The organism is Acidovorax sp. LjRoot74 (genome assembly GCF_964254355.1).
Lineage (GTDB): Bacteria > Pseudomonadota > Gammaproteobacteria > Burkholderiales > Burkholderiaceae_C > Acidovorax.
In genome coordinates this window covers 3,737,748-3,749,573 of sequence record NZ_CAXUTI020000001.1, presented here as the reverse complement: position 1 = coordinate 3,749,573, position 11,826 = coordinate 3,737,748, and the positions used below count along the sequence as shown (strand labels likewise).

Sequence of the window (11,826 nt, the reverse complement as noted above, 5' to 3'; positions counted from 1 at the left end):
TTTCTCGAACTAGGCTTTTACAGACCGCCACGCCGCATCTGCCAGTTCTGCGCGGTAGGTAGTGGGCGAGGGCAAACCGCCCTGGGCCGCATTGCCTGACAGCCAGGCCCTGCAGTAGCTCTGCACCGGCCCCATCACCAGCGACGGCATCAGCTCGCAAGGCAGGTCGCGCAGCGCGCCGGACCGGCGGTGGGGCTCAAACCATGCCACCAGGGCCTGGTTGCGGCGCCGCGCGGCCTCGGCCAGGTCGGGCGTGCGCGGGCCGGCGGCCACGGCGCCCCGTGCCTGAAACAGAAAACGCGCCCGCTCGGGCTGCGCCACCACCCAGTCCAGATAGCCCGTGACCAGGGCCTGTACGCCCGCCTCCACGCCCTGGGCGGCATCCAGCTGCGCCTGCACGCTGCGCGACTGGTCATGAAAGATCTCGAAGAACAGCGCTGCCACGATGCCGTCACGGTTGCCAAAGTGGTGATAGATGCTGCCCACGCTGGCACCGCAGCGCGCACGCACGCCGTCGATGGTGACCGCATCCACACCGCCTTCGGCCGCGCAGGCCAGGGCAGCGTTCAGGATGTCCTGGCGGCGGTCGGTGGTTGCCTCGGCAGGGGATGCGGTGGGGGGCGGGGAATTGCGGCTTGCCATGGAACGGGATTCTAGAATAAAGTTCTAGAAAATACTTCTAGTCCACGATCCTCCCATGTTTTCTTCCCCCATTGCCACCTCTGCAGGCGCTGCCTCCGTGCCCGGCGCCGCCTTGTACCCGCACCTGCTTGCCCCCCTCGACCTGGGATTCACCACCCTCAAGAACCGCGTGCTCATGGGCTCCATGCACACAGGGCTGGAAGACGGGCGCGACCTCTCGCGCATGGCGGCGTACTTCCGTGAACGGGCTGAAGGTGACGTGGGCTTGATCGTGACGGGCGGTTTTGCTCCCAACATCGCGGGCTGGGCCAAGCCGTTTGCGGGCACCCTGTCCACCTCGGGCGCGGCCAAACGCCACCGGGTGGTGACCGAGGCCGTGCATCAAGCGGGCGGCAAGATTGCACTGCAGATCCTGCACACCGGGCGCTACGCCTACCACCCACTGGCCGTGGCGCCCTCGCGCCTGCAGTCGCCCATCTCGCCGTTCACGCCGTTTGCGCTGTCGGCGCGCGGGGTGGAGCGCCAGATCCGGGCGTTCGTCAATTGCGCCGTGAAAGCGCGCGAGGCCGGGTATGACGGGGTGGAGGTGATGGGCTCCGAGGGTTATTTCATCAACCAGTTTCTGTCGCAGGCCACCAACCTGCGGCGCGATGCCTGGGGGGGCGACTACAGCCAGCGCATGCGCCTGCCGGTGGAGATCCTGGCCCGCATGCGCGAGGCCGTGGGGCCGGACTTCATCATCATCTACCGCCTGTCGATGATCGACCTGGTGCCCGGCGGCAGCGCGTGGGACGAAATCGTGACCTTGGGCAAGGCCGTGGCCACGGGCGGCGCCAACATCGTGAACACCGGCATCGGCTGGCACGAGGCGCGCGTGCCCACCATTGCCACCAGCGTGCCGCGCGCAGCGTTTGCCTGGGTCACGCAGAAGATGAAGGCCGAGTTTGCGGCGGCAGGCATTGCCACGCCGCTGGTCACCTCCAACCGCATCAACACGCCCGAGGTGGCCGAGCAGGTGCTGGCCGATGGCTGTGCCGACATGGTGTCCATGGCGCGGCCGCTGCTGGCCGATGCGGCGTTTGTGAAGAAGGCTGCGCAAGGCCGGGCCGACCGCATCAACACCTGCATCGCCTGCAACCAGGCTTGCCTGGACCATGTGTTCCAGAACAAGACCAGCAGCTGCCTGGTCAACCCGCGCGCCTGCCACGAGACCGAGCTCGTGTACCGCCCGGTGTCGTCACGCAAGCGTGTGGCCGTGGTCGGCGCGGGGCCCGCAGGCCTGACGGCCGCCACCGTGGCCGCCGAGCGCGGGCACGAGGTGCATCTGTTCGACGCCGCGCCCGCCATCGGCGGCCAGCTCAACATGGCCAAGGTGATTCCGGGCAAGGAAGAGTTCCACGAAATGCTGCGCTACCTGGGCACGCGCGTGGAAGACACGGGCGTGTTGCTGCAACTGAACCGCAAGGTCGCAGCCGCCGATCTGGCGGGCTATGACGAGGTGGTGATTGCCACGGGCGTGCTGCCGCGCGATCCGCAGATCCCCGGCCAGGACCACCCCAAGGTGCTGAGCTATATCGACGTGTTGCGCCACGGCAAGCCGGTGGGCGAGCGCGTGGCCATCGTCGGGGCGGGCGGCATTGGCTTTGACGTGGCCGAGTTCCTCACGCACGGCGACCACCCCTCCACCACGCTCGATCTGCCTGCCTGGAAGGCCGAGTGGGGCATCACCGACCCGGCCGAGGCGCGCGGTGGCCTGGCCGCCAGCGGCCCGCGCGTGACGCCCCCTGCACGGCAGGTGACTCTGCTGCAGCGCAAGAAGGGCAAGCTGGGCGGCGGCCTGGGCAAGACCACGGGCTGGATCCACCGCACAGTGCTGAAGATGAAAGCGGTGGAGATGGTGGGTGGTGTGAACTACGAGCGCATTGCCGATGAAGGGCTGCTGGTGTCGTACGGCGAGAAGCGCGAAGACCCGACCTGGATCCCGTGCGACACCGTGGTGCTGTGCGCGGGCCAGGTGCCTTTGCGCAGCCTGGCGCAGGACCTGGAGGCCCAGGGCCGCAAGCCCCACCTCATCGGCGGTGCGCTGGAGGCGGGTGAGCTGGACGCCAAACGCGCCATCGACCAGGCGGCGCGGCTGGCAGCGCGCCTGTAGGGCACTTGGTGGGGCATTCTTGTAGTTAAAACATGCCCCCTGCGCGCAATAGGTAAGCCTTTTAAGCTATTAAATTTATAGCAATCGGGTGTTTCTTGAGGCCACTGAGTGCCCCACAGGGGCCTGCAGCGCGTGGAACACCCGCAGTGCTGCCCACGCGTCGTTGGCGGCGTAGACCAGCTGGGCCTCGGTGAGTTTCTCGTTCGCCCAGTTGGAGGTGGCGGCTTTCTTGGACTTGATGAAACGCCGGTTGAACAGCACGGCCACTGCCCCTTTCACACCCATGTCCTTGCGGTAGCCGCGTTGGCGGAACACGGTGTTCAGCTCCAGCACATCGCTGGGCTGCACTCCCAGCTTGGCCTGTATGCGTTTGGTGTCGTCACCCAGTCCAAAACCCGCCTTGGTCACGCCGCGCAGCGCCAGCAGCTCGGCCACACGCGCGCGGCAGCCGGGGTCGTGCAGCTGAAAAACCCAGGCATGGTCGAGCGTGGCCAACTGCACGATGTGGGGTCCGTCCGACTGCTCGCCCTGCACGAAGGTGGGCTTGGATTCGGTGTCAAACCCCCAAGCGCTGGCAGCGGCCAGGGCGTGGCAGGCCTTGTCGGCCTGCGTGGGGGTGGAGACGAGTGCAATGCGGTCTGTGCCCAGGCGTTCAAAGGGTTCCAGCAGGGCGATCTGGTCTTTGTCAGGCGTGGGGTGGTGGGATGGGCGCGTTGTGGGGTGGTAGCGCCGGGCGGGGGGAGGGGTGGTCATGCGGGCATTGTGCCGTGCCCCTGTCTGCGCACTGCCCTGTCGCTGTGCCGCTGTGCGGCAGCGCGCCACTGCTCAGCGCCCGCCGCTTTTGCGCAGGCGGGGGGCGTCGGCCAGGTGCAACAGGGCCTGTTCGCAGGCTGCCACCGCCGGGGCCTGGTGCGCCGCCAGCCAGCCCAGGCCAAACCAGGCTCCTGGTGCATTGGAGGTGGTTGCCAGGTCGCCATACAGCCCCTGGACCACGCGCTCGTCGTTGAGCTGGCCCAGGGCCGACAGTGCGGGCTGCAGGCTGTCCACAAACGCGGCGCTGTCGGCATCCAGCGTGGGCGCCACAAATTCAGCGAGGTAGCGCAGGCGCTTGAGGCGTTTGCGCAGGCGGTGTTGCTTCTGTACCGTCAGTGCCGCAAACCCCTGCGCGCCCTGGCGCACCTGTGTGTGCAGTCGCCGCAGGCGCTTTTGCAGCAGGCGGCGGGTGTCTTGGGGGCCCAGGGCTTCCGCTTCGCCCGCGTCTGGCGCTTCGGCAACGGGCGCATGCCCTTGGGCCGTGAAGGCCATGAGGCCGATCAGGGCGGTCTGGAATGCGGCGGTGCGCACGATGTCGGCTGCACCAGTGCACGTGCTCGCGGCGTCGGCCGTGGCCGTGTCGGGTTCGGCCAGGGGCGGCGCACCGGCGGCCCGCAAGCGGGCATGGATGGACTGCAGCACCTGGCTCCGGTCGCGCAGCGCGCCCAGACGCCGGAACACGTCCACCAGGGGCTTCTCCCATGCGGGGTCGAAGCGGCCCGGGGCCAGCGGCGCCAGCTCGCGCAGGGCCGTGCGCAGGCGGCGAAGGCCAATGCGCAGCTGGTGCACATGCTCTTCGGTGCCCGTGCCTTCTGCGATCTCGCTGCTGTTGCCCAGCACCTGTTGCAGGCAATGGGCCACCACGGCCCGCTGCAGGGCTGGGCCCTGCCAAAACGCGGGGCCCGCAGCATGGGCGACCATGGCCTTGGCCTTGGTGGCAGGCCGGGTCCATTGCGCTGCCAGCAGCCGCTCGCCACGTTCGGCCTTGGACACCGTGCTCAGATACAGCCCATGCCGCGTGGCCCAGCGGGTCGCCAGGGCGGCGAGCCCCGCCAAGGGCCCGGAGGTGAGTTCCAGCTCCAGCTCGCAGATGCGGGCTTCTTTTTGCTGTGGGGTGCCCCGGTGGGCCACCACCCGCCCGGTGTCCAGCGCCAGTTCCACCACACCCCCTTTGAAAGCGATGTCCCGCGTCACGCGGTCCATCTCGGTGCCATAGGTTTCTGCCAAAGGGCCCTGGGCCGCTTGCAGCGCCGCCACCAGCCGCGCACCGGCGATTGAGCCCGCATGCAGCTCGGGGCGGGGCGCGAGGCTCGGTGGGGTGTCGCCCAGAACCACGTTGTGTTCTTCCCGATCCAGCGGGCCCTGGCCCAGGGCTTTGACGGTCTGCACCCACTGCGTGCCCTCGCGGCGCAGCCGCAAGGCAATGCCCCGGGACGACAGGGCCGCATCGGGCGTGTCGAAATAGCGCGCCTCCATGCGGACCGGTGTCCACCGGCCCCGGCGCACGGCCGCCTGCACGGCGGCCAGCCGCTCGGGAGGAATGCAGAACTTGAACTCGATTTCCATGGATGGCTGCGGTGCTCAGGCTGGATTATGTTTGGGCAATGAAAATAGGATTTTCAAAATAACCATCAGCAATTTGATAATGGGTTGATTTATTGGTGAAAAGGCGCAGAAGAAGAAATCAAACTCAGCCCCAAGGGCGTGCCTTTTTGATCGCGGACGGAGGTAATCACCTTGAAAGCCGCAGCCTGCACCCGGTCGGGCAGGCGCACAAAATTGTTTTCATTGACCAGGGTGTCACCATTCACAAACGACCAGATAATAAATTTGAGTGCCTGACTGGTTTGCTCGGGTTGCTGGGTAACCTTGGGGAACACCACAAATGTGCCCATGGTGATGGGCCACACGGACTTGCCGGGTTTCTGCGTCAGCGTGTTGTTGAAGGCCCCGGTGGCGGCCCATTCGCTGTTGGCCAGTGCGGCCTTGAAGGTATCGATCGAGGGTTTGACGAAAACACCGTCTGCATTTTTCATCTGCACCGAGGTCAGACCATATTCGGCCACATAGCCAAAATCCACGTAGCCAATGGCACCCACGGTGTCGCGTACGCCCTTGGCCACGCCCTCGCTGCCCTTGAAGGCCAGATGGCCATCTGGCCACTTGATGCTGGTTTTCACGCCAAACGACGCCTTCCATGCCGGGCTGATCTTGGCCAGGTAATCCGCAAAGTTATAGGTGGTGCCTGAGCCATCGGCGCGCACCACCACCTTGATGGGCAGATCGGGCAGTGGCGTGTCCGGGTTCAGGGCGGTGAGGTCGGGGGCGTTCCAGCGGGTGATTTCGCCCATGAAGATGCGGCTCAGCACTTCGCCCGTCAGGCGCAGCTGGGCGTTCTGGACCTTGGGCAGGTTGACCACGGGGCTGATGCCGGTGATGGCCACGGGCAGGGCAATCAGGCCGTGCTCGATCAGGTCCTTGTCGGACGGATGCACATCGGTGGCCCCAAAGCCCACCGCCTGCTGCTGAATCTTTTTCATGCCCGCACTGGAGCCCACCGAGTCGTAGGCCACGCTGGCGCCCGTGGCCTTGGTGTAGGCCTTGGCCCAGCTGCGGTAGATGGGTGCTGCGGCGGAGGAGCCCGCACCGGTCACGGCCTGTGCGCCCGCCGGGCCCGCCAGCAACAGGCACCATGAGAGTGCCAGGAGGGTGTAAATACATTTCATGGATTTTTCTGTTATTTGTTTTGAATGTGTTTGTCTTTATCGAAGCTCTGCAGTGCCTAGCCTGAGAGGCGGGGAGCTTATCAAAAAATAATATCTTTCCAGAAGGTGTTGCCGGCAAAAAAGGTCTTGTCGCCGCGTCATGGTTTTGTCATTTGAAACAAATAGTATCTTTCTCCGATGGCCATACCGTGGCCGGAAATGGCGGCTGAATCAAGGAGTGGCACAACCACGCCCGTTTTGCCCTGTAGACCGAACGCCGATGGCGGTGCCTTGGGGCCCCCTTCGGGTCATTGACGAGACTTTCAGATGCTTCAAAAAATCAAAATTGGCACCCGACTGGCCCTGGCGTTTGCCGTGCTGCTGCTGTTGATCTCGGCGCTGGCGGCGGGTGGCATCAGCGGTGCCAAGCGCCTGACCGAACGCAGCGCTGCGCTGTATGGTGACCGCACGGTGCCTTTGGGTGTGCTGGCCGAGATCAGCCACCTCACGCAGCGCAACCGGGTGCTGGTGATGGACATGCTGATGGACCCCGGCACCAGCAACCTGCAGGCCAGCCACACCGAGCTGACGGCGAATGTTGAGCGCATCCGCAGCCTGTGGGCCAGCTACACGGCCAAACCGCTGGCCGCACAAGAACAAACCCTGGCCCAGGCGTTTGCTGACGCCAACACCCAGTACCTGGAAGAAGGCCTGCTGCCCGCCGCGCAGGCGCTGGTGTCGGGCAAGTACGACGATGGGTCGGAGCTGTACATCACCCAGATCCGCCCCCATGCCGCCAAGGTGCAAGCGGCGGTCGAGCAACTGGTGGGCCTGCAGATCGAGGTGGGCGCGGAAGAGTTTGGCGCGGCCAAGGCGATGAGCGAAACCATCCATGTGTGGATGCTGGCCGCCACCGCGTTGGCACTGCTGGTGGGGGCGGCGATGGCCCTGGTCATCACACGCTCCATCTCGCGCCCCCTGCAGCAGGCCGTGGCGCTGGCCCGCACCGTGGCGGGCGGCGACCTGAGTGCGCAGATCGTCGTGCGCGGAACCGACGAAACCGCCGAGCTGCTGGGCGCGCTACGCGAGATGAACCAGCAATTGGTGCGCGTGATCACCGAGGTGCGCGACAGCACCGAGACCGTGGCGCGGGATGCCGTGCTCATGGCCGGTGGCGCCGAAGACCTGGCCCGCCGCACGGAAGTGCAGGCCTCCAACCTGCAGGAGACGGCTGCTTCGATGGAGCAGCTCACCATCACCGTGCAGCACAACACCGACAACGCCCACCGCGCCACGCAACTGGCGCAAGAGGCCAGCAAGGTGGCCAACGAGGGCGGCAGCGTGATGCGCGACGTGGTCGCCACCATGCAGGAGATCAACCTGCAGTCGCAGAAGATCACCGACATCATCAAGGTGATCGACGACATCGCCTTCCAGACCAACCTGCTGGCCCTCAATGCCGCCGTGGAGGCCGCCCGTGCGGGCGAGCAGGGCCGGGGCTTTGCCGTGGTGGCGGGTGAGGTGCGGGGGCTGTCCCAGCGCAGCAGCACGGCGGCCCGCGAGATCCGCGGGCTGATTGCGGCCAGCGTGCAGGGCGTGGGGCGGGGCTCGGCCCTGGTGGGCCAGGCGGGTGAGCGGGTGGCCAACACCGTGCGGCATGTGAACCAGGTGGTTGCTCTCATCAACGAGATCCAGGACGCGGGCCAGGAACAGGCCCGGGGCATTGCGCAGATTGGCGAGGCGGTGCGCCAGCTCGATGCCGCCACGCAGCAGAACGCAGCGCTGGTGGACGACAGTTCGTCCGCCTCCACCGGCGTGAGGAACCAGGTCCGGCGCCTGCTGGAGGTGATCCATCAGTTCCGCCTGGCGCCTGATGGCACGGGCCCGGCCATGGATGCCCTGGAGGGCCCCCGCCAGGGTGGGTTGCCACTGCCTGCAGGGGCCGTACCCCACCAGCAGCGGCTGTCCATGGCGCCGCGCTAGGCCGTCGCTGTGCCTACAGCCTCTGTGGCATTGCCCTGCCGGGCCTGTGGCGCCCTGGCACCGTTGCCATGAATCACACCGATGTCCTGATTGCCATTGCCGAAGTGGCCCGCACGGGGGGTGCGTCGGCGCCCGAGGATGCGATTGCCCAGCTGGCCATGATCATCGACGGCCTGGAGCTGTCGCACCAGGGTGCCGAGCAGGTGATGGAGATGCTGCTGGGGATTGCCGCCTGCCTGTGGAACCTGCAGCAGGAGCGCATGCGCCTGTGACGGTACATGCACAGGCCCCACTGGCCCGGGGCTGGCAGGCGCGGGGCAGCCTGCGTCAATCGCCCACGGTGTCGAGCGAGGCGATCTGATCGCGCCCCCGGCGCTTGGCCAGGTACAGCGCCTGGTCGGCGCGGTCCAGCATGTCGCGCAGGCTGCGGTCGCTCTGGCGGAAGGCCCCCACGCCCAGGCTGGTGGTGATGCGGTAGGCCTGGCCCGTGTCGTCGGTCAGCTCCAGTGCACGCACGCTGTGCAGGATGCGGGCGGCGGCCTCCAGGCCTTCGGCCAGGGTGGTCAGCGGCAGCAGCACGCCAAATTCTTCGCCGCCCAGGCGCCCCACGGCATCGCTGGCGCGCAGCTGGCTTTTGACGGCCTGGGCAAATGCCACGAGGGCCCTGTCGCCCTCCAGATGGCCAAATCGGTCGTTGATGGATTTGAAGTGGTCCAGGTCCAGCATCAGCAGCGTGAGTGGCTCGCCGCTGCGGCGCGAGTGGGCATACGCGGATTCCGCCGTTTCAAGAAACGCGCGCCGGTTGGCAATGCCGGTGAGCATGTCGGTGGTGGCCAGGCGCTGCAGTTCGCGCTCCAGGTTCTTGCGCTGCGTCACATCGCGGTAAATGCCTTCCACCCCCGCGAAGTTGCCCGCGTGGTCGTACAGCGCGTGGCTGCTGATGGAGATGTCGATCACGGTGCCGTCGCGCCGCACCATCTGGCCCGGAAAGTCCGACACCTCGCCATGTTCCATGATCGCGGCCTTGAATGCATCGCGGTCGGTGCTCTGGGGGTAGTACGACTCGGCCGTGCGGCCCTCTATCTCGTGCGGCTCGTAGCCCAGCACGCGCCGCACGCCAGGGCCCACATGCTGCACCACGCTCTGGGCATTGGTGCGGTAGTACACGTCCTGCAGGCTGTCAAACAGGCGGCGGAAGTTCTGCTCGCTCTCGCGCAGCTGGGCCTCGATTTCGCTCTGGTGCGTCATGTCCAGGCCACACATGAGCACGGCGGGTGCGCCTTCCCACTCCATCGCCACGCTGCTGATCAGCACCATGCGCAGGTTGCCGCGCGCCGTGCGGATGCGGAACTCGGAGGATTTGTTGGGTCGCCCCGCCTGTTCGGGCACGGCCACCTGCTGGATGCGGTTGCTGGAGCGCACCTGGTCCATGGGGTGCACAAAATCGCCCGAGAGGCGGCCGATCAGGCTTTCAGTGCTGGGCGCTTCCAGCAGCTCCATGCTGGCCGCATTGGCGAAGCGGATCGCTCCATCCTGCGTGATGAGCACAGCCGCTGGCAGCATTTGCAGCAGACGCAGGTCGTGGAACATCGGGCTCGGTGGTAACCAAAAGTAATGCACCATTGTGGCACCGGGGTGTGCGACTGGGAATCCATATCTGTCACACGCGCTACCATCGCCCATGAGAAAAACTTTCCAACTCCACGTTGAAGGCAAGAACCGCGACCGCGTTCTGGATGCCGTCAAGCACGAAATCCGTAAATACATCAAGCGCGAGCGGCGCCGCGATGTGCCCGAGGGCGCTGATTTCTGGGACTTCGATTGCCAGTTTGGCCGCACCAAAGAGGATGCTGCCGTGGTGCATCTTTCCGCCCTGACAGGCCTCATCAACGAGGTGGCGGCCGAAGGCGGCGCCCAGTTCTATGTGGAAATCCTCGCCAAACCCGGCAAGCGCCAGCCCCGGCCTGCCGGTGAGGCGGGCCATGGCGGCACAGATGACGGAGATGAAGAGGCCTGAACTGGCCCGATGGCTCCCGTCCTAGGCCCCGTTCAGGGGCCTTTTTTGTGGGCGTCGGGTGCAGAGCCCGCAGCGGCAGCGGCCGCACGCAGCTTGTCTTTTTTGCTCGGTCGCTTGCCCTTGATGCCACCGGTGCCCTGGGGATCGGTCACCGATGCCGGGGCGGCTGTTTCTGTGGGCTCAAAGCCCGCAATCTGCTCGCGCGGGATGGTGAGGTGCTGGCGCTTTTCAATCAACCGGAAATGCGCTTCAGCATCGGCCGTCACAAAACTCACGGCCACGCCAGTCTCGCCCGCGCGGCCCGTGCGGCCGATGCGGTGCACATAGTCCACGGCCGAGCGCGGCAGGTCGTAATTGACCACGGCGGGCAGCTGAGCAATGTCGATGCCGCGTGCGGCCAGGTCGGTGGTCACCACCACTTGCCAGCGCTCGTCCTTGAATTCCTGCAGCACCTGGTTGCGCGCGCCCTGGCTCAGGCCGCCGTGGAAGGGCGATGCATAGATACCCGCCTTGTAGAGCTTCTCTGCCACATGCTCGGCCGCGTATTGCGTAGCCACAAACACCAGCACGCGCGACCAGTTGTGCTCCTTGACCAGGTGGCGCAGCAGCTGGGTGCGGCGGCTGGCGTCCACGGCAATCGCGCGCTGCTCGATAGCGGGCTCGTTGCCCGGCGTGTGGGGCACTTCCACGCGCACCGGGTTGCGCAGCAGGCCATCGGCCAGCGCCTGCACGGCGGCAGGGAAGGTGGCCGAGAAGAACAGGTTCTGCCGCTTCGCAGGCAGCAGCGCCAGCACACGCTGCAGTTCTTCGGTAAAGCCCAGGTCCAGTAGGCGGTCGGCCTCGTCCAGCACCAGGTGCGCCACGGCCGACAGGCGCAGCGCGTTGTGGTCTACCAGGTCCAGCAGGCGGCCGGGAGTGGCCACCACAATGTCGGCCCCACCGCGCAGGCCCAGCATTTGCGGGTTGATCGACACACCGCCGAACACAATGGCTACCTTGAGCGGCTGCTGCAGGTGCTGGGCCAGACTGCGCAGCACCTCGCCCACCTGGGCAGCCAGCTCGCGCGTAGGCACCAGTACCAGGGCGCGCACCCGGCGCGGGCCGCCAGGCCCTTGCGTCGCGCTGAGCTGCAGCTGTTGCAGCAAGGGCAGGGCAAAAGCCGCTGTTTTTCCCGAGCCGGTCTGGGCCGCCCCCAGCAGGTCAGCCCCTTGCAGGATGGCGGGGATGGCGCCCGCCTGGATAGGCGTGGGCGCTACAAAACCCGCTTTTTCTGCAGCGTGGACAAGGGCAGGGGACAGACCGAGGGAGGCAAAGGGCATGGGGGCAGCGCTGGAGCGGCGTTGAAAGAGGGCGCACCACAGCGCGAAACGGGGAGGGAGATGGGCGATTGTCGCCGCAGTTGCTGTCCTGGCCCATGCCGGAGTCGCTGCCATGGCGCGCTTCGCCCGGCCGTGGCCTCCGGGCGGGGGCATCGCGCTGATAATCGGGCCACCGGCGGCTCGCCGGTTTTTCCT

General features: G+C 66.5%; 10 protein-coding genes. 4 read left to right on the top strand and 6 right to left on the bottom strand.

From position 1 onward, the window contains the following. Positions 1-9: 9 nt before the first annotated feature. Positions 10-642 (bottom strand): TetR/AcrR family transcriptional regulator, encoded by a 633-nt coding sequence (locus tag ACSQ3O_RS17805; protein ID WP_436139903.1) that lies wholly within the window; start codon positions 640-642, stop codon positions 10-12. 55 nt (positions 643-697) lie between these two features. On the opposite strand from ACSQ3O_RS17805, the gene ACSQ3O_RS17800 reads away from it, so the two are divergent. Next, positions 698-2,794 carry an FAD-dependent oxidoreductase gene (locus tag ACSQ3O_RS17800; RefSeq protein WP_436139902.1) on the top strand — a complete coding sequence of 699 codons (2,097 nt, stop codon included), beginning with the start codon at positions 698-700 and terminating at the stop codon, positions 2,792-2,794. A gap of 75 nt (positions 2,795-2,869) precedes the next feature. Here the strand turns inward: ACSQ3O_RS17800 and ACSQ3O_RS17795 are convergent, their stop codons facing one another. From ACSQ3O_RS17795 to pstS, 3 genes are all read right to left on the bottom strand, one after another. Further along, entirely contained in the window at positions 2,870-3,547 is a 678-nt protein-coding gene (locus tag ACSQ3O_RS17795) for a 3'-5' exonuclease (RefSeq protein ID WP_436139901.1), read from the bottom strand. Between the two features lie 72 nt (positions 3,548-3,619). Beyond that, positions 3,620-5,173, bottom strand: coding sequence for a CYTH and CHAD domain-containing protein (locus ACSQ3O_RS17790; protein ID WP_436139900.1), 1,554 nt, complete (start codon positions 5,171-5,173; stop codon positions 3,620-3,622). A gap of 89 nt (positions 5,174-5,262) precedes the next feature. Next, a complete protein-coding gene (gene pstS / locus ACSQ3O_RS17785; RefSeq protein WP_436139899.1) occupies positions 5,263-6,333 on the bottom strand; it encodes a phosphate ABC transporter substrate-binding protein PstS in 1,071 nt (356 codons plus the stop codon). A 306-nt stretch (positions 6,334-6,639) separates the two neighbouring features. On the opposite strand from pstS, the gene ACSQ3O_RS17780 reads away from it, so the two are divergent. Next, the gene (locus ACSQ3O_RS17780) at positions 6,640-8,295 is read left to right on the top strand and encodes a methyl-accepting chemotaxis protein (RefSeq protein ID WP_436139898.1); all 1,656 of its coding nucleotides are present in this window, start codon (positions 6,640-6,642) and stop codon (positions 8,293-8,295) included. A gap of 68 nt (positions 8,296-8,363) precedes the next feature. After that, on the top strand, positions 8,364-8,567 hold the full coding sequence (locus ACSQ3O_RS17775) for a hypothetical protein (protein ID WP_298454791.1): 204 nt from the start codon (positions 8,364-8,366) through the stop codon (positions 8,565-8,567). 55 nt (positions 8,568-8,622) lie between these two features. Here the strand turns inward: ACSQ3O_RS17775 and ACSQ3O_RS17770 are convergent, their stop codons facing one another. Then, positions 8,623-9,885: a sensor domain-containing diguanylate cyclase gene (locus ACSQ3O_RS17770; protein WP_436139897.1), complete on the bottom strand. Its 1,263-nt coding sequence runs from the start codon at positions 9,883-9,885 to the stop codon at positions 8,623-8,625. 91 nt (positions 9,886-9,976) lie between these two features. Between ACSQ3O_RS17770 and ACSQ3O_RS17765 the strand changes: the two genes are divergently transcribed. After that, a complete protein-coding gene (locus ACSQ3O_RS17765; protein WP_137748469.1) occupies positions 9,977-10,312 on the top strand; it encodes a DUF6172 family protein in 336 nt (111 codons plus the stop codon). Between the two features lie 32 nt (positions 10,313-10,344). On the opposite strand, the gene ACSQ3O_RS17760 is transcribed toward ACSQ3O_RS17765, so the two are convergent. Then, positions 10,345-11,631, bottom strand: coding sequence for a DEAD/DEAH box helicase (locus ACSQ3O_RS17760; protein ID WP_436139896.1), 1,287 nt, complete (start codon positions 11,629-11,631; stop codon positions 10,345-10,347). Between the last annotated feature and the right edge of the window lie 195 nt (positions 11,632-11,826).

Bases quoted from the DNA above. Each gene is read 5' to 3' on its own strand.
- ACSQ3O_RS17780 (WP_436139898.1), top strand. From the start codon at position 6,640: ATGCTTCAAAAAATCAAAATTGGCACCCGACTGGCCCTGGCGTTTGCC.
- ACSQ3O_RS17805 (WP_436139903.1), bottom strand. From the start codon at position 642: ATGGCAAGCCGCAATTCCCCGCCCCCCACCGCATCCCCTGCCGAGGCA.
- ACSQ3O_RS17790 (WP_436139900.1), bottom strand. From the start codon at position 5,173: ATGGAAATCGAGTTCAAGTTCTGCATTCCTCCCGAGCGGCTGGCCGCC.
- ACSQ3O_RS17760 (WP_436139896.1), bottom strand. From the start codon at position 11,631: ATGCCCTTTGCCTCCCTCGGTCTGTCCCCTGCCCTTGTCCACGCTGCA.
- ACSQ3O_RS17795 (WP_436139901.1), bottom strand. From the start codon at position 3,547: ATGACCACCCCTCCCCCCGCCCGGCGCTACCACCCCACAACGCGCCCA.
- ACSQ3O_RS17800 (WP_436139902.1), top strand. From the start codon at position 698: ATGTTTTCTTCCCCCATTGCCACCTCTGCAGGCGCTGCCTCCGTGCCC.
- ACSQ3O_RS17765 (WP_137748469.1), top strand. From the start codon at position 9,977: ATGAGAAAAACTTTCCAACTCCACGTTGAAGGCAAGAACCGCGACCGC.
- pstS (WP_436139899.1), bottom strand. From the start codon at position 6,333: ATGAAATGTATTTACACCCTCCTGGCACTCTCATGGTGCCTGTTGCTG.
- ACSQ3O_RS17770 (WP_436139897.1), bottom strand. From the start codon at position 9,885: ATGTTCCACGACCTGCGTCTGCTGCAAATGCTGCCAGCGGCTGTGCTC.
- ACSQ3O_RS17775 (WP_298454791.1), top strand. From the start codon at position 8,364: ATGAATCACACCGATGTCCTGATTGCCATTGCCGAAGTGGCCCGCACG.